Below are 20,218 nucleotides of genomic sequence, written 5' to 3'. Positions count from 1 at the left end.
CCGCGGCGCGCCGGATCTGCCGCAGCCCACGCCCACTGCCGGCGTCCACGGCGGTGCGCCGAGCAGAATCAGCGTGCCGGCCGAGGAACCGAACGGGCTGTTCGTCGGCCCGCCGGAAGCACCCGACCGGCACGAGTTGCTAGGTGATGGAATACCCGGCGGTGAGGGGATCACCTGGAAGGCCCGCTATCAGGGTGAGCTGACCTCACCACTCCCGCTGGCGATCAAACTGCTGAGGCCGCCGCGCGACGCCGGGCCTGACTGGCCCTCGGCGCGTGATCAGCAGCGCTGGCGCGACCACGCCGTACTGCTGCGGCATCTGAAGCTGGACCATGTGGTCCGGCTCGACGAGGTTTTCCTCGGCGCGCCTCCCCACCCGGCCGGCGGCGCGCGGGCGGGAGACGCCACCTCGGCCGAGTCCATGGCGTACCTGGTCATGGAGTGGGTCGAGGGCCCGACACTGTACGCGCTGCTGGCGGGCATCCCGGCGCGCGACGACACGATCCGCCGGCGCCTCGAATACGTGGCCCAGGCCGGCGAGGCACTTGCCAGCCTCGCGTCCGTGACGCGGTCCGGCGGCAACCCGAGCCTGCACCGGGACGTGAAGCCCACCAATTGCATCGTGCACCCGGAGCGTGATCTGGTGCTCATCGACGTGAGCACCCTGCGTCTCATCGATGACGGGCACGACCTCGCCGGATGGCACACGCCCGCCTACACCGCGCCCGAGGCCTTGGCCGCACCGCACCTGCCCCGGGCCGTGGCGGCGGACGTCTACTCGCTCGGCGCGCTCACCTATTTCTGTCTCACGGGGCAGGACCCGCCGGCCGCGGACGCCTCCGGCGCCCTGGCGCACATCGAGCGCGAGTTGGCGGCCGTGGCCCGACTTTCCGGGGTGAAGGACCCTGGGCACCTCGCGTCGCACATCCTGAGCGCTCTGGACGGCGACGCGTCCCGCCGTCCCGCCGACCTGCGAAGCTGGAGCCGCGGCCTGCTGGAGGCGGCCGTTCCCGCAGGCGCCGGCGGCTATGGCGAGCTGCCCGAGGGTGACCTGGCCGGCCGCCCACATTCGCCGGCGCGCCTACGCCGGCGATGGCTCGCCTTCGCGATCGTCGCAGTGAGCCTCGTCGTCGCCGCGGGCGGGGTATTCCTGCCGGGGCTGCTGGCACGTACCCCCGACGGCGGCGGCCAAGGCCGGACCGCCCCGCCCTCGCTCAGCGGCGGCACTGGTGCCGCTCCGACGCGATCCACGCCGAGCCGCACCACCGGCGACGCGGCGAAAGCCACCGGAACCATCATCTCGCCGGCCGATGGCTCAGGTGTGAAATATTGCTCCTACTTCTCCGGCACTGCTTCGCTTCCGCCCGACACCACACTGATCCTGGCAAAGCAGAATCTCGTCAACGGCGACCCCAACAAATACGTCGAGGTCGTCTTCGGCTACAACAATCCCAGCGCGCTCGCCACGTGGAAAGGGGCACATTATTTCGGTGGCGAGAACGAGGGCGGCGTAGGGCAGAATTTCCGCGTCGAGCTGGTCGCGGTGAAGCTTGAGCGCGCCAGACGCTTCCACGACACTCAACTCACGGTCGGCGAGGTTCAGGCTCTGGTGAAGTCCGGCACCGTGCTGGCCGGCGTCAAAGTGCATCGAGTCGCCAGTGCGACCCCGAACCAATGCCCCGGCCCACCCGCTTAGGACCCCACGCCTTCAAGGGCGGTACTCCCAGGAATGCCCCGGCCGGGAGCGGAAGTGCAGCCCCGCACTGTCGCACCCGGCCGGTCGCGGCATTCACTGCGCGGAAGAGCACACTCACCAACCTCGAACCGAGTGGGAGCCTGCCATGAAGTATCCCCATCTCCGGCTACACCTGGCGGCGATCGGCAGCGCCGTCGTGATGCTGGCCTCTCTCGTGACCGCCGCGGTCCCGCTGCCCGCCGCCGCCACGACCAACGAGTGCGGCAACCCGGTACTCGCCTCCAACCTCGATGGCTGGGGCTCTCTGGACGGCGGCTGGGTGACCCGCGACCCGGTCGGCGACCTGTCCGGGGCAAACTGGGCGTTCGACACCGGCGGACGCTCCTTCTACATGCCGCAACTGGCGGTAGCCGCCGGCCAGATCTGGACGTTCTCCGCACAGGACCGGGTCGTGTACGGCTCCGGCACCGCCCGGATAGTGGTCGAGTGGTACAACAACAGTGGTCACTACCTCAGCGAACAGCAAGGACCCATCGCCAACCTGCCGGCCTCCACCGAGACCGGCGGCACGTGGACTCCCGTGACCGCCACGCTCACGGCACCGACCGGCGCGACCTCGGCGCACGTGCTGCAGCAAGGCGACTTCGGCACCACGACGGGCACCGACTTCAAGGCCACCAAGTGCGACTACCGGCTCGAATCGGCCGCGCCGAGTGCCCTCGCATCGGTCCGCTACGGCTGGGGCACCCCGGTGGCCAGTCAATCCGACGAGTACGACGGGACATCGGTGGACCTCACCAAATGGGGCCTGTTCGGCGCCGATCCCGGCCAGACGACCGGATGCTCGCCCGGCTACAACGGCCACGGTCAGCGATGCGCGTCACAGACGACCGAGGGCGGTGGATACCTGTCGGTCACCGGTACCGCGGACGGCAAGACCGGTGGCCTGTACAGCCGGATGCAACCTTTCAAGTACGGCCGGGTCGAGGTCAGGGAACGCGCGGTGCCGCTGACCGGCAACGGTGGTCAGCGCTACCATGCGGTCCCGCTGCTGTGGCCGGAGAACGACGACGATTACCCCAACGCGGAGATCGACTTCGCCGAACGCGATGTGGCCTCGCCCACGGTCGATCTGTTCGTCCACCATGACGGTACGCAGAGCAACTGTTCGGTCGGCGTGGACTCGACGCAGTTTCACAACTACGCCGTCGACTGGCAGCCGACTTCGGTGAAGTGGTACGTCGACGGCAACCTGATGTGTACGGTCAACGCCGCGATCAACTACTTCAACTCCACCAACGGCGGCGCCCAGATGGACATGTTCCCCGCCACCGGCACGCTGATGCGCCCGGCGCGACAGGACGTCGACTGGATTCGTATGTACTCCACCACCTACACCCAATACCACTGAGGGTTCACATTATCGGGCGGTCGCCGGAGGAGGAGCGGGCAGGCCGCAGTCGGCGGCGATGGCCCTGGCCTGCTCCGGCGTACCGCCGCCCACGGCCGTAGCAACGGCGTTCAGACCTACCTTGCGAGCCGCAAGGAATGCCCTTCCCCCGGAAAATCCGTACTCTCCCGAAAAGCCAGTCGGTGCGGCACGCACACCTCGTGTGCCTTCTCCGTCCCGCCGCTCAGCCGCTCGGCCAGCAGGTCCACCGCCGCCTGCGCGATCTGCGCCTTGTCGGGCGCCACGGTCGACAGTGTGGGCGTGGCGAACCGGCCGTCCTGGATGTCGTCGAACCCCATCACCATCACGCCGCCCGGCACCTCGTACCCCCGCTTGAGCAGTGTTCGCAGGGCGCCCAGCGCGAGGGTGTCGTTGAAGCAGAAGACCGCGTCCGGCGCGCCGGAGTCGAGCAGGCGGCTCATGGCCTCGGCGCCGTCGGCGCGACCCCAGCGGGCGACCGGCGCGACCAGTGACGGGTCGGCGGGGAAGCCGGCCTCGGCGAGCGCCCGCTGGTAGCCCTTCAGCCGCAGGCGGCCCGTCGCGGCGACGGCCGTGCGCTGCACGCCGATGGCGGCGATCCTGCGCGCGCCGCGCTCGGCCAGGTGCAGGGTGGCCGCCCGCGCGGCGGCCACGTTGTCGATGCCGACGTGATCGTAGGGCGAGCGGCCCATCCCGATGCGCTCCCCGAGCAGCACCATCGGCGTACGCTCATCGCGCCCGGCCAGGTCCTTGCCCGTGAGCGCGAGCGGGCTGAACAGCAGCCCGTCGATGAGGTGGTCGCGGATCCCGGAGATCACCACGCGTTCCTTGGCCCGGTCACCCTGGGTCTGGTCGATGAGCACGGTCCAGCCGCGCCGGTCGGCCGCCTCGATGACGTTCGTGGCCAGTTCGGCGAAGTAGGGGTTGTCCAGGTCGGGCACCGCCAGCGCGACCACGCCGGAGCGGCCCTGGCGCAGGCTGCGCGCCGACAGGTTCGGCCGGTAGGAGAGCTCGGCTATCGCCGCCTCCACCCGAGCCCGTGTCTCGCCGCTGACATGGGGATAGTCGTTGACCACGTTGGACACGGTCTTGATCGACACCCCGGCCAGTTCGGCGACGTCCTTCAGCCTCGGCCGCACCATGCCCTCCTCGCCCCCTTCGCCGTCGCGAACCCTACCTGGTTTACAACGATGTAACGAACTGGCGCCAGGTAATTTACAACGTTGGAACCAACGTTGTAGAACGTCCGTAACCTCACGGGCAGGAGTGATCTGGCATGTCCCTCGACAACCTCTCCAGGCGGCACGCATTGGGACTGGGCCTCGGTGCGCTGGTCATCGGCGCGGCGGGCTGCGGCGGAGGCGGCGGCCCCAAGCAGGCGCAGGCGCCGGCCACCACGGCGGCACCCACCGAATACACCGGTGCCGCGGTCTCGCTGAAGTTCTGGAACGGCTTCACCGGCGGCGACGGCCCGGTCATGAAGAAGCTGGTGGACCAGTTCAACGCCGAGCACCAGAACATCAAGGTGTCGATGAACGTCTACAAGTGGGAGGACTACTACGCGAAGGTCCCCGCGGCCGTCTCCGCAGGTCAAGGCCCTGACATCGGCATCATGCACGTCGACAGCGTCGCCACCAACGCGGCCCGGCAGGTGGTTCTGCCCCTCGACGACGTGGCCAACGCGCTCAGCCTCACCGAGGCGGACTTCTCCCCGCCGGTCTGGAAGGCCGGCGTCTACAAGGGCGCGCGCTACTCGATCCCGCTCGACGTGCACCCGCTCGGCTTCTTCTACAACAAGACGGTCATGAAGCAGGCCGGGCTCGACCCGGAGCAGCCGCCCAAGACCGGCGAGGAGTACATGACGGCGCTGGAGGCGCTGAAGAAGGCGGGCATTCAGGGGCACTGGGCCACGCCGTTCCCGTTCACCGGAAGCATGCAGTTCGGGTCGCTGCTCTACCAGAACGGCGGCCAGCACTTCGCCGACGACGCCAGCGTCTCGCGCTTCGCCGAGGACCCCGGCGTGCAGGCCCTGACCTGGCTCGTCGACCTCGTCAACAAGGGCTACAGCCCCAAGAACGTCGGCCAGGACGCCGACTTCATCGCCCTGCAGAACGGCAAGGCCGCCTTCAACTGGAACGGCATCTGGTCCATCAACACGCTCAAGGAGATCAAGAACCTGGAGTGGGGCGTCGCGCCGCTCCCGCAGATCGGGACGAAGCCGGCGGCGTGGGCGGGCTCGCACCAGTTCGTGGTGTTCAAGCAGCGTACGCCCGACCAGAACAAGCTGACCGCGGCCAAGGTGTTCATCAACTGGATCAGCGGCCACTCGCTGGAGTGGGCCAAGGGCGGCCAGGTGCCGGCCCGCAAGTCGATCCGCGACGGCGCGGAGTTCGCGGCGCTGAAGGAGCAGGCCACGATCGGCACCCAGATCGACTACCTGTACTTCCCGCCGTCGGTGGCGGGCATCGGGGACGCCTTCGCGGCTGTCGACCAGGCGATCAACGCGGCGATCCTGCTCAAGAAGAGCCCCAAGGACGCGCTCACGGAGGCCGCAGCCAAGGCCGACAAGATCCTTGAGGCCAATCGGAAGAAGTACGGCGCCTGATGGTCGCGATCTCGGCGGAAGAGACGCTGGAGCGGGAGGTGCGCGTTCCCCGGTCGGGCAAGGCGACGCCTTACCTGTTCCTGGCGCCGTACCTGATCCTGTTCTCGGTGTTCGTGCTGGCCCCGGCCCTGTTCGGGATCTGGGTGAGCCTGCACGACTGGGACTACATGCTCGAAGGCAAGCCATTCGTCGGCCTGGACAACTACACGGCGCTGTTCGACGCCCAGTCGCCCGTCTACGGCGACTTCTGGATGTCGATGCGGGCGACCGGGATCTTCACCCTGTTCAGCGTGCCATTCCTGGTGGTGCTGCCGCTCGGGGTGGCGTTGCTGCTCAACCGGCCCTTCCGGGGCAGGACGTTCTTCCGGGGGCTGTTCTTCGCGCCGTTCGTGCTGGGCGTGGCGGTGGTGTGCCTGATGTGGCGGCTGCTGCTCGACCCGAACCTCGGCCTGGTCGCCTGGATACTCGGCACGCCGATCCCCTGGACCACCGCCACGCCGTGGGCCTGGATCGCGCTGGTCGGGGTGACGGTCTGGTGGACGCTCGGCTTCAACGCGGTGATCTACCTGGCCGGGATGCAGGACATCCCGCGCGAGCTTTACGACGCGGCGAAGGTGGACGGCGCGGGGCGGTGGGGCGAGTTCGTCCACGTCACGCTGCCGGGGCTGCGGCCCGTCGCGCTGTTCGTGGTGACGACGACGATCCTGGCCTCGGCGAACATGTTCGGGCAGTCCTACCTGCTGACCCAGGGGGCACCGGGCGGGGAGACGCGGACCGCGATCATGTACATGCTCCAGCAGGGGCTCAGGGAGTACAAGATGGGCAGCGCCTCGGCCATGAGCTACCTGCTCACGCTGCTGCTGATCTTGATCAGCGTGGTCAACTTCCGGCTGTTCAGGACCCGGTCATGAAGCGGTACACGGGCCTGCTGGCCCTCGCCGTGGTGTTCGTGGGGCCGCTGGTGTGGGCCTTGGGCGTGTCGTTCAAGACGCAGACCGAGGCCACCCGGGTGCCGCCCACGCTGCTGCCCGCCGAGCCGACGACGTCCGCGTACGGGACGGTCTTCCAGGGCACCACGGACACGCCGGTGCTGCGCTGGTTCGCCAACAGTGTCATCGCCGCCACCGGGCACATGCTGCTGGTGCTCGCGGTGTCGTCGCTGGCCGCGTACGCGCTGGCCAGGCTGGAGTTCCGCGGCAAGAAGCTGATGTTCGCGATGATCGTCGGCACGCTGCTGGTGCCGGGGTTCGTCTTCCTCATCCCGCAGTTCCTGATCGTCGACCAGCTCGGCTGGCTGGACAGCCTGACGGCGCTCATCGTGCCGGGGTCGGCGGGCGCGTTCGGGGTGTTCTTCCTGCGGCAGTTCTTCGTCGGGCTGCCGCGTGAGCTGGACGAGGCCGCGCTGATGGAGGGCGCCAACCACTGGCACATCTTCTGGCGGATCACGCTGCCGCTGTCGCGGCCCGCGCTGGCCACGCTGGCCGTGCTGAGCTTCCTGTCCAACTGGAACGACTTCATCTGGCCGATCTACGTGATCTTCAGCCCGGAGTACTTCACGCTGCCGCCGGGCCTGTCGATCCTGCAGGGCGCGTACACGATCCACTATCCGGTGATCATGGCGGGCGCGGTGCTGGCCAGCATCCCCGTCCTGATCCTCTTCAGTCTGACCCAGCGATACGTCATCGAAGGCATCTCTCGTAGTGGCCTGAAGGGCTGACACATGCACCCATTGGCTGTCATCGCCACACTGATCCTCTCCCTCTTCACCAATCCGGTGTCCAACTCCTTCTCCGACACCTTCGCCGACCCGTCGGTGATCCGCGGGCAGGACGGCTACTGGTACTCCTACGGCACCTCGGACCCGCTGCGCGAGGGCGAGAAGGTCCTGCACAGGCTGCCGATCTCCCGCTCCAGCGACCTGGTCAGCTGGACCTACGTGGGCGACGCGTTCGGGCCGGACAACCTGCCGTCGTACGCGGCGCCGGGCAGCCTGTTCTGGGCCCCGGACATCCGCTACCTCGACGGCCGGTACGTCATGTACTTCACCGTCACCGACACCGCCACCACGCCCGCCAACTGGGACTACTCGATCGGCGCCGCCACGGCACCCACGCCGACCGGGCCGTGGACGCACATCGACGCCCCGGTCGTCGCCCCGCGCCCCTCGGGCAACTCCTACTGGAACACGATCGACCCCGCGCAGTTCACCGACGTGGACGGGCGCAAGTACCTGTACTTCGGCGGGTTCTTCGGCGGCCTGTGGGTGACCGAGCTGTCCGCCGACGGACTGCGCGCCACCGGGCAGCCACAACAGGTCGCGATCGACAACAAGTTCGAGGGCGCGTACGTGGTACGCCACGACGCCTACTACTACCTGCTCGGCTCCTCGGCGAACTGCTGCGCCGGGCCGACCACCGGCTACTCGGTGCTGGCCGGGCGCTCGACCAGCCCGCGCGGGCCGTTCGTCGACCGCGAGGGCATGCCGCTGCTGGCCTCGCGCGCCGGTGGCACCCCTGTCCTGGACCAGAACGGCAACCGCTTCATCGGCACCGGCCACCACGCCCAGCTCACCGACCTTTCCGGTCAGGACTGGATGCTCTACCACGCCATCGATCGAAACGACCCGTTCCTGGACGAGCCGTACGGGATCAACGAGCGGCCCATGCTGCTGGACCGGCTGGACTGGATCGACGGCTGGCCGGCCGTGCGCGCGGGGGCTGGGCCTTCCGAGCAGTCGCGGGAGACGCCGGTGACCCGGGGGGTCGTGGACGATCGGTTCGCGGGCGATCTGTCGGGCTGGCGGAACACGGCCGGCTGGACCGTACAGGATGGGTATGTCCGTGGCCAGGGCACGCTCATCAGCCGCAAGTCGCTCGGCGGGGACATACGCGTCGAGACCGACCTCAAGACGGACAAGTCCGCTGGGATTCGCATAGGTGGCACGACCGCGGTCGTTTCGCGCGACGGGTTGACGCTCACCTCGGGCGGCGCGTCGCGTACGGTGGCGCTGCCCGGAGGGGCCTCGACCTGGCACAACCTGGCCGTCACCGTCAAGGGACGAACGATCACCGCCGAGGTGACCGAGGCCCGGCTGCGTGACCCGCAGGCTAGCGTCACCGTCACCGGCCGCGCCAACGGCCCGATCGGGCTGGTCACCGACGGGGGCGCCGACTTCGACAACGTCTCCGCCGCCCCGCTGTTCAAGGCCGTCACCAAGGCGGCGGCGACGCCGCGTACGGGCAGGCTGCTGGACGCCGACGAGTTCAACGGGCCGCTCGACTCCCGCTGGACCTGGGTGCGGCAGGACACCGCGGCCAAGACCGAAGAGGGCATGCTGCGCTGGCCCGTCCAGGGCACCGACCTGGTCGGGGCCGGCAACAAGGCGTCGGCGCTGCTGCGCGAGGCCCCCAAGGGCGACTACGTCGTGGAGACCAAGGTCACGCTCGACCTGGGCGAGGACGCCGTCCGCAACTACCAGCAGGCCGGGCTGATCGCCTACGCCTCCGACGACGACTTCGCCCGCCTGTCCCAGGTCGCCATCTGGAACACCCGCCAGGTCGAGTACGGCCGCGAGCTGACCTTCGCCGACCGCCTGTCCTACGGCGGCAACATCGTCGGCCCGCCCGCCAAGACCACCTGGCTGCGGCTGGCGCACCACGTGGACCCGGCCAACGGGGAGCACGAGTTCCGCGCCGGATCCAGCCGCGACGGCAAGACCTGGACCTGGGGCGGCGTGTGGACCTTCCCCAAGGACACGGCCGTGCGCGTCGGCCTGATCGCCCACGGAGGGGCCCAGCCGGCCATCAACGCCGACTTCGACTACGTACGCGTCTACCGAGGAGCCTGACCTGTGCCACAAGCACACCTGACCCTTGACCCCTCCTTCCGCATCGCCCCCGTCGACCGGCGCCTGTTCGGCTCGTTCGTCGAGCACATGGGCCGGTGCGTCTACACCGGCATCTACGAACCGGGCCACCCGGCGGCGGACGAGAACGGCTTCCGCACCGACGTGCTGGAGCTGACCCGCGAGATGGGCGTGAGCGTGGTCCGCTACCCGGGAGGCAACTTCGTCTCCGGCTACCGCTGGGAGGACGGCGTCGGCCCCGACCGGCCCTCCCGGCTGGACCTGGCCTGGCGGCAGATCGAGACGAACGCGTTCGGGCTCAACGAGTTCATGACCTGGACCCGGGCCGCCGAGGTGGAGCCGATGATGGCCGTCAACCTCGGCACCCGGGGCATCCAGGAGGCCTGCGACCTGCTCGAATACGCCAACCACCCCTCGGGCACGCAGTGGTCGGATCTGCGGGTCAAACACGGAGTGACCGACCCGTACGGGATCAAGCTCTGGTGTCTCGGCAACGAGATGGACGGACCCTGGCAGATCGGCCACAAGACCGCGCACGAGTACGGACGGCTCGCGAACGAGACCGCCAAGGCCATGCGGCTCGTCGACCCCGGCATCGAGCTGGTGCTGTCCGGCAGCTCCAACAGCGGGATGCCGACGTTCGGCGCGTGGGAGGCCACCGTGCTCGAACACGCCTACGACGCGGTCGACTACCTGTCGCTGCACAACTACTACGAGGAGAACGGCGACCTGCCCGGCTTCCTCTGCAGCGCCGTGGACATGGACCGCTACATCTCGGCCATCGTGGCCACGGCCGACCACATCGGGGCGAAGCTCCGGCGCAAGAAGAAGATCAACCTGTCCTTCGACGAGTGGAACGTCTGGAACCAGAGCCGGTTCACCGGGCGCGAGCGCTCGCCGTTCCAGGAGGCGCCGGAGCTGATCGAGGACACCTTCACCGCCGCGGACGCCGTGGTGGTGGGGGACTTCCTGATCACTCTGCTGCGGCACGCCGACCGGGTGAGCATCGCCTGCCAGGCGCAGCTGGCCAACATCATCGCGCCGATCAGGACCGAGCCCGGCGGCCCGGCCTGGCGTCAGACGATCTTCCACCCGTTCGCGCTGACGGCCCGGCACGCGCGCGGCACCGTACTGCGGGTGGAGCCGTCCGGGCCGCTCCTGGAGACCGAACGGCACGGCGAGGCGCCCGCGCTGTCGGCGGTGGCCACCGTCGAGGGGTCCCAGGTGGCGCTGTTCGCCGTCAACCGGTCGCCCGACCAGGACCTCGACCTCTCCGTCCGGCTCCCGGCGGCGGTCCGGCCGGTGTCGGCCTCGGTGATCGCCGCCGGGGACGACCCGCACCGGGTGGAGGCCCTTCCGGGGCCGCTGGCCGTACAGGCTGACGGCGACCGGCTGACGGCGCGGCTGCCCGCCGCCTCGTGGACGATGATCCTCGCGGAGTGCGAAAGTCTGCGCGATCAGCGATAACCACTCCGCCCTGTAGCGCATGGGCTACGTCTGACCCCCGTTCTCGATGACGTAGCCCACGCCGGGGTGGGGTCGTCGACGTGGTGGCGTGCCGCACCTGTCCGGGCGGTGCTCGAAGTGCCACCACTCGTTGTCGTACATGCGGTAGAGGTCGTAGCGGGCGCCGTGTTCCTCGAGCCAGCGCGCGCCTTCGTGCGGGCGCACGTCCAGCGCGATGCCCTTGACGTGACTGGATTCCGCAGGGGGTAACACGAGCATGCGGGCCGAGGCCGGGGAGCCGGAGCGGCGCACCTCCTCGTCGAACATCCGCTGCTGGACAACGGGATCGCGGTATCCCGAGGTGAGGCCGATGAGCTGGCCATGACGCCACAGCGCCTCGGTGCGCGCCGCGCTGAACGCCGCCATGGCGCCGTCGGTGAGCCCGGTGAGGTCCTCGGCGGGGAATCGCATCCACAGCGCCCAGCGGCAGGCCAGTTCGCGGGCGCGGCCGGGACGGCGGGCGAACGCCGCGGGCAGCAGGAGCACGGCGAGCACCAGCGTGAGCGCGGCGTACAGCCGATCTCGGGGCCGAGGTGGGATCGTGCGTGGCTCGTTCATGGCGACTAGGCTTGACGCCGAATGTGCGTGCGTTGTCAGCCGCATGTCACCGTTTCTCGACGGCGGCCACCGTCGGCGCGAGCAGGCGCGACCGTCGGCGCGACCGTAGGCGCAATCGTGACACAACCATGACACGGCGCGGACGGGGCGGGGACACGACCGGCCGACAGTGGATGGGGTTGACCGACAGGCAAGTTACGGAGCGTGCTGTGATACTCGGCGGCGTGTCGCGAGTGTTGTTGATCGAGGATGACCCGGCCGTACGAGAGGGCCTTGAGCTGGCCCTGACCCGGCAGGGGCACCGGGTGCGCGCCGTGGAGTCCGGCGAGGAGGGGCTGGACCGGCTGCGTGCGGATCTTCCCGACGTCGTCGTGCTCGATCTGATGCTGCCTGGCATGGACGGGTTCGAGGTCTGCCGCCGCATTCGGGCCGCCCGTGAGGTACCGATCATCATGCTGACCGCGCGCGGCGACGACATGGACGTGGTGGCCGGGTTGGAGGCGGGCGCCGACGACTACGTGGTCAAGCCGGTGCAGCCCAGGGTGCTCGAAGCACGCATTCGCGCGATACTCCGGCGCATCGGCCGGGACCAGGCGGAGCTGGAGCGGCACGGGGACCTGACCATCGATCGGGCCGGTCTGGTGGTCGTCAACCGCGGCGTACCGGTCAGCCTCGCCCCGACCGAGCTGCGCCTGCTGCTCGAACTCTCCGGCACGCCGGGCCGGGTGCACAGCCGCCAGCAGCTGCTGGAGTCGGTGTGGGAGCAGGGGTACTTCGGCGACTCGCGTCTCGTGGACGCGTGCGTGCAGCGCTTGCGCGCGAAGATCGAGGACGACTCGGCGGCGCCGGTCTACGTGCAGACGGTGCGTGGGTTCGGGTACCGGTTCGGGCCGGTATAGGCCGCCCGTGACATTTCGGCCGAATCTGGGGCTGCGTACCCGGCTGCTGTTCGCGTTCGCCCTGCTGTGTGTGGTCACCACGGCGGCGGTGGCCGGCGGGCTCTACGTCCAAGCCCGCAACGACATCCTGCAGCGCGCCCAGGATGCCACGGTGCAGACGATGAGAAGCCGCCTGGCGGCGCTCTACCCGTTGCGGAGTCCGGTGCCGGGCCCGGACGAGCTCGACGACATCGCCGCCGCCGTGCCCGACCAGGACAGCGTGGAGTACGCGGTCGCCATGTACCGCGAGACGCACTCGCCGATCGCCCCGCCGGGGCGCTTGAGGCCGGGCGGAAGGGTTCTGGCCTTGGATCTCGGGGTGATCTCCCCGCAGTTGCGGCAGGCGGTGGCCGACGGCCAGATCGCGTGGCAACGCGTGGTGCGGCAGGGCACGCCCTGGCTGATCATCGGCGCGCCATTGCTGATCACCGAGCCGGACCGGACGACCCGGGTGTCCGGCATCGAGGTGTACGCCGCGCGCAGCCTGCTTGCCGAACAACGCAGCATCGACCAGCTCACCGTGTTCGCCTGGCTCATCGGCGGGGCGGCCCTGGCGTTCGCGGTCGTCCTGGCGTTGCTGGCCACCCGTGGCGTGCTGCGCCCGGTGCGCGAGCTCGGCCGGGCGGCACGCCTGCTGGGCGAGGGCGACCTGCGGACCAGGATCGCGGTCCGCGGCTCCGACGAGCTGGCCGACGTGGCACGCACGTTCAACAACACCGCCGCGGAGCTGGAACGGCACGTCAAGCAGCTGCGCGAGATGGAGGCCGACGCCCGCCGGTTCGTGGCCGACGTGTCCCACGAGCTGCGCACCCCGCTGGCCGCGCTCACCGCGGTCGCCGACGTCCTCGACGAGGAGGCGGCCCAGCTGCCCGAGCCCGCCGGCCGGGCCGCCAGGCTGGTCAGCCAGGAGACGCTCAACCTCACCGGGCTGGTGAACGACCTCATCGAGATCAGCCGGTTCGACTCCGGCGTCGCGGCCCTCGCGCTGAACGAGATCGACGTGGCCGAGCTGGTGGGCGCGACCCTGCGTACCCGGGGCTGGACGGAGCAGGTGCACACCGAGCTGCCACCCGAGGTGACGGCCCGGCTGGACCCACGCCGAGTGGACGTCATCCTCGCGAACATGGTCGGCAACGCCCTGCGGCACGGCGAGCCACCGGTGTCGGTCCGGCTTTCCGCCGACCCGCGATGGCTCGCTCTCGAGGTCCGCGACCACGGACCGGGGCTGAGGGAAGCGGTGCTGCCGCACGTGTTCGACCGGTTCTACAAGGCCAGCGCGGCCAGGGCCAGGTCCGAGGGCAGCGGTCTCGGCCTCGCCATCGCGCGGGAGAACGCGCGCCTGCACCAAGGCGACCTCACCGTCACCAACGCCCCGGACGGCGGCGCCATCTTCACGCTGCGCCTGCCACGCCGGGCGCACGATCAGGACGGAGGCCCCGAGTGAGGACCGGGCTCGCCCGCCGCGTGCTCGCCGCGGGCCTCGTATCGCTCGTCGCCGTGGCCGGCTGCGGCGTGCGGCCCTCCGACGTCATCCGCGCCGGCGCCCCGCCGAGCGGGCCCGTCGCACGAACCCCGACGACCACCCTCTACCTGCTGAAGAACGGCCGGCTCAGCGCGGTGACGCGGCCCGGTCCGCCACTGTCCCAAGGGGACACGCTCGCGCTGCTGGCAGCCGGACCCACCGCGAGCGAACGGGCGCAAGGACTCACCACCGACGTGCCGCCCGAAGCCGCCCCGTTCTCGGTGACCGCCGCGCCAGGCCGTCAGCCCGGCCACTGGGCGGTGAACCCGTCCACTCCGGCCGGCAAACTGTCCACATTGGCCGTGGCGCAGATCGTGTGCACGGCCGCCGCCACGGCACCGGAAAGCCCTGTCTGGGTCTCCGTCGTCGGTGCCGGACAGAACATCGGCCGCCGGAACTGCCCGGGGTAACGGTACGCCCGCGTGGTCATCGGTCGAATCGTCAGCCCATGATCACAGCGGCACGCAGGGCGGCGCGGATGCTGGTGGCCGGGTCGTCGAGGTGGTAGATCCGCTCCGACGGTTCGATGCCGTCCAGGAACTCCTGGTAGCGGACGGCGTAGTGAAGATGGGACAGCGGTTCGGCGATCGCGAGTGCGCGCGCCGCGTCGCAACCGGGCACGTGGGCGGTCCAGGCCGCGATCCAGGCCGCGGCGGCGGCGGGCCGGCCGGCGGGAGGAAGCCAGTCGCGAGCCCGTATTCCGTCCAGCGCCGGGTTGCCGAGGTGCGCGTCGGCGAAGTCCACCACGGTCGGCGGGCCGCCGTCGCTGCGCCAGTTTCCCGGGTGGAAGTCACCGTGCACGATCGTGTCGGGCAGGCCGCACTCGGCCAGCAAGGGCCACCGTTCGACCAGCTCGTAGGCCCCCGCCAACTCCTCGGCGGTCAGCTCGCGGCCCACGTCACCGGCTAGCAGGTCGCGGACCCGGTCGGCGACGGCGGTTCCGCGCCTGTCGGGCACTCCGGGCAGGATCACACCCGCCAAGCCGGCCTGGGCGGCGACCAGTCGCGTCACGGCGCTGTCGATGATCTCGACGGGAGCGTCCCAGCAGTCCTCGCCGGGAAGGTGCTCCAGCACGACGCGCCGCGGTCCCGACACCACGACCGTGGGAACCAGGCCCGGATCCAGGGCCGCGAACGCGTCGATGACGGTGGCCTCGTCGGTGGCGAAGTGGGGCGTGGCCTTCAGCCATAGCGGTCCTTGGGCGGTGGGCAGGAGGAACAGCCCGGCCAGATTCCAGGTCTTACGTTGCCGGATCGGCCCCGTCAGCGGTCGCCCGGCCGCCCTCAGCGCGTCCGCCGCCCAGCTGAACAGCTCCCGCAGCCCGTCGATCCGCGCCCACGGCGTCCGCAGCGGCTCGGGCCTGTCCAGCACCGCATGATCGGCGGGCAGCGCACCCGTCAGCCGGCCGGGGGCGGGCCGCTCCAGCGCTTCGACGTGATAGATCACATGACCACCACGGCCGCCCTCGCCACCATCCACCTCCAGCAGGCGCAGCACCAGGACGTCCACGCCGAGCGCCTGGCGCAGGTGCGCGACGACCGGCTCCACTTCGGCCCACCACGGCACATTCACTGCGAACGGGCCGATGACACCGAGCCGATCGCCACCCGATGTGACCCATGCGCTGACTGTCCTGTCCATTGCGCCCAGTGTGATCGCTCCCCCGCGACGTCCGCCACGGAATATCCGGCCGGGCCGCACCACGTGAACCTCATGCCCGGCCGGGCCGCACCACGTGAACCTCATGCCCGGCCGGGCCGCACCACGTGAATCTCGCGACGGCACTCGTGGCCGTCGGGCTTGTGCGGCCTCACATCCGGGATCTCAGCACGTCGACCTCGCAGCCTGGCAAGAAGGGGTCGAAGCCGTGCTCGACCAGCCAGCGGACCGCCACCAGGCTGCGCAACGACCACCACGCGCGGATCACGTCGAGGTCGACGTCGGTGCCGTAGCCGGCGACGACGTCACCAAGGCGCTCCTCGTGCCCGAACGTCAAGATGGCCAGGTCATGCAGGGCGTCGCCCTGGGCCGCCTCGGACCAGTCGATCACGCCGGTGATCTCATCACCATCGACGAACACGTGGGTCACCTGCAGGTCGCCGTGCGTGAACACCGGCTTCCACGGCCGGAGCGCGGCCTCGGCGATCCGGCGGTTGCGCGTGACCAGGTCGGCGGGAAGGACGCCGTTCGAGACAAGCCGCTCGCATTCGCCGTCGAGACGCGCTGCGATCTCGTCGATGCTCTGGCCGGGCCATGGCGGCAGCGGCGCGTCGTGCAGCAGCCGTACGGCGGCACCCGCCGCGGCCCACGCCGCCGACGACGCGGCCGACGGCTCACCGAGACGGCCGAGCGCCGTCCCTGGGAGGGCGGCGAGTGCGATCACGGGCGGTTTGCGCCACAGGACCTCCGGAGTCGGGATCGGTGCCATGGCCATCGCCTCGACCTCGACGTCGCTGCGCGTCTGATCGGCGTCGATCTTCAGGAACACGTCGCCGACGCGCAGGGTCGCGCGCTCGTTATGGGCGACGACGACCTCGACCTCTTTTACGTCGACTTCTTTTATGTCGACCTGTTTTACGTCGACCTGCTCCATGTCGACCTCCTCAACGTCGACCATTGTCGCGGGATGGCCACCGACGTCGCCACGAGTTATTCGCGGGCGGCTGCTTGATCGCGGGCCGCCAGGGCCGCGCCCAGCGGCGTGTGCTCGTAGCGGACGGCCCGGCCGGCGCGGGTGCGGGTGACCAGACCGGCATCGCGCAGCACCGCCAGATGGCTGCCGACGGTGCCCAGGCTCAGGCCGAGCTGGGCGACCAGCTGCGTCGTCGTCGCGGGTACGTCCAGCGCGCGCAGCACGTCCGCGCGGCGCGGGCCGACCAGCCGACTCAGGGCCGCACCGCCCGGTGTAGGCGCCACCGGGCCGAGCAGGTCCGCGATGCCCCGGGCGGGATAGACCAGGGCGTAGGGCCATGGCGGCTCAACATAGCTGATCAAAGTGCCGAACACCGTCGGCATCAGCAGCAGGCCCTTGCCGGCCAGCCGGTACCGGTCCCACTCGGTACGCGAGCCTGTACGCACCTCGATGGTCCCGGCCTGCCCCTCGGAGCGCCAGCTCACCCGCGGGTCGAGATCGGACAGCGCCGCCGCCCAGCCGTACATGGCCAGGTGCCCGGCGCGGCGGACCAGGTCACGCTCCAGCACCGTCCGCAGCCGCGGCCAGTCCGGCTCGACCAGCGCCTGCCAGCTCGCCTCGAGCGCGTCCGCGAGCCGGGTGACCACGTCCGGCGCGTCGAGGACGCGCCGCACGTAACGTGGCGGCGTCCGCAGTCCCGCCAGGTTGCGGGCCAGTTCCAGGCGTGCGCGGCGCAGCGGCGTGGCGCGTACGGCGGCCAGCTCAGCGGCGAAGTCGCCACCGGAGCCCGACGGCGGCGGATGGATGAAGTCGGCGTTGTAGCCGCCGCGACGGAACAGCACCGTCAGCGCCCCGACCGCGGGCACCTGCCGGCGCAGCTCCTCGTACCGGGGCGCGATGCGCTCGGTCCACGGCCGGAGCGGGCCGGCGGCCTGCACGCCGGCCGCGACGCGCAGCGCCTGCATCGCCTCGCCCAGCGGCGAGATCGCGTAGCGGGTACGCGCCACGTCGACGGGCCCCACCTCGATGGCCAGCATGTTTAGCCTCCACGCGAAAGCATAGCCAGCATGGCCGGGCCGCCGTGATGCTGTCGGCCATGACCACCACGTCCGTCGCGCCACGCCCGGCCACCTACCGCGAGGTGTTCGCCGTGGGCCAGTTCCGCGTGCTGTTCGGCAGTTACACGCTCTTCCTCGTCGGCGAGACGGTGCGGATGCTCGCACTGTCCGTGACCGTCTACGCGGCGACCGGGTCGCCGCTGATGTCGGCGCTGGCGTACGCGGCGGGCTTCCTGCCCTATGCCCTGGGCGGCACGCTGCTGCTGGCCTTCGCCGACCGCTGGCCGCCGCGCACCGTCATGATCGGCTACGAGGTGCTGCGCACCGCGGTCAGCGCCGTGCTGGCCGCCGGTCTACTGCCGGTACCGGCCATGCTGGCGCTCGTGTTCGTCACGGGTATACCCAGCGCCGCCGCTTCGCGCACCGCCCTTCTGCCCGATCTGCTGGACGGCGACCGTTATGTGCTCGGCCGTGCCGTGTTCTCCATGGCGGCCGGCGGCACCCAGGTGCTCGGCTTCGCCACCGGCGGCATGCTGATCGCCGCTGTCGGCGCGCCAGGCGCGCTCTGGATCACCGCCGCGACCTGCCTGGCCTCGGCAGGGCTGCTGCGGCTGCGCCTGGCCGACCACCCACGCCGCCGCACCGGCAATTCGGCCGGCATCGGCGAGACCTGGCAGGTGAACCGGGCGCTGCTGCGCCGGCCCGCGGTCCGGGCGCTGCTGCTGGCGCAATGGCTGGCACCGGCGCTGATGGTCGGCGCCGAGGGCGTGCTGGTCCCGTACGCCGCGCGGGCCGGCGCGCCTGACGCGGCCGGTCTGCTGTTCGCGGCGGTCGCCGCCGGGATGTTCGCCGGCAACCTGGTCGTCGGCCGCCTGGTGCGCCCCGCGGGTCGGGAGCGGCTGGCCGGCCCCCTCGCGCTGGCGCTCGGATTGCCGCTGCTGGGGTTCGCGCTGCACCCCGCGCCGGGATACGCCGCCATCCTGATGACAGTGTCCGGTTTCGGCGTCGCCTACCAGCTCGGGCTGGCCCGCAGGTTTCTCGACGCGGTGCCCGAGACGCACCGCGGTCAGGCGTTCGGCCTGCTGCTGACCGGAACGATGACGCTGCAGGGCCTGGCCGCCGCGGCCGGCGGCGCGCTGGGCGAAGTCGCGGCCCCGGGGTTGGTCGTCGCACTGGCCGGCGCGGCCTCGGCCATCGCCGCCCTGATGTCCTGGCGAACGCTGTCGCCCAGGCAGCGACCCTGACCGCGGCCCAGTGCCGAACGGCATCGCCGATCACCCCGCTCCCACCTCGCCCGCACCGCTGCCGAATCCGGACCGCAGATATCGGCGCAGAGCTTCCCGTCCTCCCGGGACGAAGGACCATTGATCAACGACATCAAGCAGTTCGCTCACTGTCAGCCAGTCCAGCCAGTCGATCTCACCCGAGTCCGGCACCAGGACCTCTGGCACGACGGCCTCATGCACCCCGAACCAGACTGGGCTGATCCCTTCCCGGCAAAGGAACTTGAACAGGAAGCGCACCCGCACACGAACGCCCAGCTCTTCAGCCAGCTCGCGGACCGCCGCCTCCTCATACGACTCGCCCACGTCCACGGCACCGCCGACCAACACGTCGTAGTGGCCCGGGAATCGGGACAACGTCCGGGCCCGTCGCAGCACCAAGATCCGCCCCTCGCGATCACGGCAGATCGTCACCGCGATGCGGTGCGGCCAGTTCTCGCGTTCTGCCTCCTCACGCTCGACGACTCCCAGCACGCGGTCATGCTCATCGACATGCTCAACCAGTTCGCTCACAGAGGCACGATCTCAGCCCGCACTGACAACACGGCCTCACAAGCGACGTATGTCGCAGCGTCAGGTGGTGGCCGAGTCGCGGTCATCGATGGGGGCGTCCAGCAGGGCGGCCGCCGCACTGTGGATCTTCGTCAGTGCGTTGAGCAGATGTTCGCGCTCGGCCTCGGTGAGGTCGGCGGTGACCTGCTCTTCGAGCAGCCGACGTTCCCTCTCGATGGGAGCCTGCAGGGCACGCCCGGCGTCGGTGAGCCACAGCCGGACCAGCCGGTTGTCGCGGTCGTCGCGGCGCCGGGTGAGCAGGCCGGCCGTGGTCATCCGGGTGGCCGCCTTGACCACGTTGGGGGTGGTGACGTTCAGCGCGGCGGCGACCTCGCCCGGGGTGCGGCCGTCCTGCCGCCACAGCACCGCAAGCAGGTGATCTTGCCCCAGGTGCAGTCCGTGGCGCCGCACGGCCGTCTCGGCCGCTGCCCGCAGCGCCTTCGACATCTTGCTGTGCAGGTCCAGGAACTCGGGCACGGCGAGGCCTCCGGTGATGTCGCGGCGCGATTGACAGCCAGATCATGTACCGGTTAACGTTCTGCCGAATCATTAACCGGTACACGATCTAGGAGTC

Annotated in this window: 18 protein-coding genes; 11 read left to right on the top strand and 7 right to left on the bottom strand. The window is 70.3% G+C overall.

The genetic code is table 11. The features are described from left to right. Positions 1-73 precede the first annotated feature (73 nt). Together AB0J16_RS47490 and AB0J16_RS47485 are read left to right on the top strand one after the other, a co-directional pair. Positions 74-1,696, top strand: a complete 1,623-nt coding sequence (locus AB0J16_RS47490) for a protein kinase (RefSeq protein WP_358552573.1) — start codon at positions 74-76, stop codon at positions 1,694-1,696. Between the two features lie 145 nt (positions 1,697-1,841). Then, positions 1,842-3,107: a glycoside hydrolase family 16 protein gene (locus AB0J16_RS47485; RefSeq protein ID WP_358552571.1), complete on the top strand. Its 1,266-nt coding sequence runs from the start codon at positions 1,842-1,844 to the stop codon at positions 3,105-3,107. A gap of 116 nt (positions 3,108-3,223) precedes the next feature. Here the strand turns inward: AB0J16_RS47485 and AB0J16_RS47480 are convergent, their stop codons facing one another. Next, the gene (locus AB0J16_RS47480; protein ID WP_358552569.1) at positions 3,224-4,267 is read right to left on the bottom strand and encodes a LacI family DNA-binding transcriptional regulator; all 1,044 of its coding nucleotides are present in this window, start codon (positions 4,265-4,267) and stop codon (positions 3,224-3,226) included. Between the two features lie 134 nt (positions 4,268-4,401). On the opposite strand from AB0J16_RS47480, the gene AB0J16_RS47475 reads away from it, so the two are divergent. The 5 genes from AB0J16_RS47475 to AB0J16_RS47455 are packed head-to-tail and all read left to right on the top strand — an operon-like array spanning position 4,402 to position 11,062. After that, positions 4,402-5,730 (top strand): ABC transporter substrate-binding protein, encoded by a 1,329-nt coding sequence (locus tag AB0J16_RS47475; RefSeq protein ID WP_358552567.1) that lies wholly within the window; start codon positions 4,402-4,404, stop codon positions 5,728-5,730. Beyond that, positions 5,730-6,641: a sugar ABC transporter permease gene (locus AB0J16_RS47470; protein WP_358552565.1), complete on the top strand. Its 912-nt coding sequence runs from the start codon at positions 5,730-5,732 to the stop codon at positions 6,639-6,641. The genes AB0J16_RS47475 and AB0J16_RS47470 overlap by 1 nt, the downstream gene beginning before the upstream one ends. Then, a complete protein-coding gene (locus AB0J16_RS47465; RefSeq protein WP_358552563.1) occupies positions 6,638-7,447 on the top strand; it encodes a carbohydrate ABC transporter permease in 810 nt (269 codons plus the stop codon). The genes AB0J16_RS47470 and AB0J16_RS47465 overlap by 4 nt, the downstream gene beginning before the upstream one ends. A gap of 3 nt (positions 7,448-7,450) precedes the next feature. Then, a complete protein-coding gene (locus AB0J16_RS47460) occupies positions 7,451-9,577 on the top strand; it encodes a family 43 glycosylhydrolase (RefSeq protein WP_358552561.1) in 2,127 nt (708 codons plus the stop codon). A gap of 3 nt (positions 9,578-9,580) precedes the next feature. Next, positions 9,581-11,062, top strand: coding sequence for an alpha-N-arabinofuranosidase (locus AB0J16_RS47455; RefSeq protein ID WP_358552559.1), 1,482 nt, complete (start codon positions 9,581-9,583; stop codon positions 11,060-11,062). 24 nt (positions 11,063-11,086) lie between these two features. On the opposite strand, the gene vanY-N is transcribed toward AB0J16_RS47455, so the two are convergent. Then, complete coding sequence (gene vanY-N / locus AB0J16_RS47450) at positions 11,087-11,659, bottom strand: D,D-peptidase/D,D-carboxypeptidase VanY-N (RefSeq protein ID WP_358552557.1); 573 nt, start codon at positions 11,657-11,659, stop codon at positions 11,087-11,089. Positions 11,660-11,883: 224 nt separating this feature from the next. Between vanY-N and AB0J16_RS47445 the strand changes: the two genes are divergently transcribed. Genes AB0J16_RS47445 through AB0J16_RS47435 form a run of 3 tightly spaced genes read left to right on the top strand, consistent with a single transcriptional unit; the run spans position 11,884 to position 14,529 of the window. Beyond that, a complete protein-coding gene (locus tag AB0J16_RS47445) occupies positions 11,884-12,558 on the top strand; it encodes a response regulator transcription factor (protein WP_358552555.1) in 675 nt (224 codons plus the stop codon). Between the two features lie 7 nt (positions 12,559-12,565). Next, positions 12,566-14,041, top strand: a complete 1,476-nt coding sequence (locus AB0J16_RS47440) for a HAMP domain-containing sensor histidine kinase (protein ID WP_358552553.1) — start codon at positions 12,566-12,568, stop codon at positions 14,039-14,041. After that, positions 14,038-14,529 carry a hypothetical protein gene (locus AB0J16_RS47435; protein ID WP_358552551.1) on the top strand — a complete coding sequence of 164 codons (492 nt, stop codon included), beginning with the start codon at positions 14,038-14,040 and terminating at the stop codon, positions 14,527-14,529. The genes AB0J16_RS47440 and AB0J16_RS47435 overlap by 4 nt, the downstream gene beginning before the upstream one ends. A 31-nt stretch (positions 14,530-14,560) precedes the next feature. Here AB0J16_RS47435 and AB0J16_RS47430 read toward each other — a convergent pair whose 3' ends face one another. From AB0J16_RS47430 to AB0J16_RS47420, 3 genes are all read right to left on the bottom strand, one after another. Continuing rightward, entirely contained in the window at positions 14,561-15,760 is a 1,200-nt protein-coding gene (locus AB0J16_RS47430) for an aminoglycoside phosphotransferase family protein (protein WP_358552549.1), read from the bottom strand. A gap of 169 nt (positions 15,761-15,929) precedes the next feature. After that, positions 15,930-16,712 (bottom strand): phosphotransferase, encoded by a 783-nt coding sequence (locus tag AB0J16_RS47425; RefSeq protein ID WP_358552547.1) that lies wholly within the window; start codon positions 16,710-16,712, stop codon positions 15,930-15,932. A 56-nt stretch (positions 16,713-16,768) separates the two neighbouring features. Continuing rightward, positions 16,769-17,788, bottom strand: coding sequence for a winged helix-turn-helix domain-containing protein (locus AB0J16_RS47420; RefSeq protein WP_358552545.1), 1,020 nt, complete (start codon positions 17,786-17,788; stop codon positions 16,769-16,771). Positions 17,789-17,847: 59 nt separating this feature from the next. Here AB0J16_RS47420 and AB0J16_RS47415 point away from each other — a divergent pair, with 59 nt between their 5' ends. Continuing rightward, positions 17,848-19,053 (top strand): MFS transporter, encoded by a 1,206-nt coding sequence (locus AB0J16_RS47415; protein WP_358552543.1) that lies wholly within the window; start codon positions 17,848-17,850, stop codon positions 19,051-19,053. Between the two features lie 30 nt (positions 19,054-19,083). Here AB0J16_RS47415 and AB0J16_RS47410 read toward each other — a convergent pair whose 3' ends face one another. Both AB0J16_RS47410 and AB0J16_RS47405 read right to left on the bottom strand, forming a co-directional pair. Then, positions 19,084-19,605, bottom strand: a complete 522-nt coding sequence (locus AB0J16_RS47410; RefSeq protein ID WP_358552541.1) for an NUDIX domain-containing protein — start codon at positions 19,603-19,605, stop codon at positions 19,084-19,086. Between the two features lie 60 nt (positions 19,606-19,665). Beyond that, complete coding sequence (locus tag AB0J16_RS47405; protein WP_358552539.1) at positions 19,666-20,121, bottom strand: MarR family winged helix-turn-helix transcriptional regulator; 456 nt, start codon at positions 20,119-20,121, stop codon at positions 19,666-19,668. Positions 20,122-20,218: the final 97 nt, after the last annotated feature.

This window comes from Nonomuraea sp. NPDC049750 (genome assembly GCF_040659625.1).
Taxonomy (GTDB): Bacteria; Actinomycetota; Actinomycetes; order Streptosporangiales; family Streptosporangiaceae; genus Nonomuraea.
The sequence above is the reverse complement of the archived record's forward strand: the minus strand, read 5'-3'. Positions and strand labels throughout refer to the sequence as shown.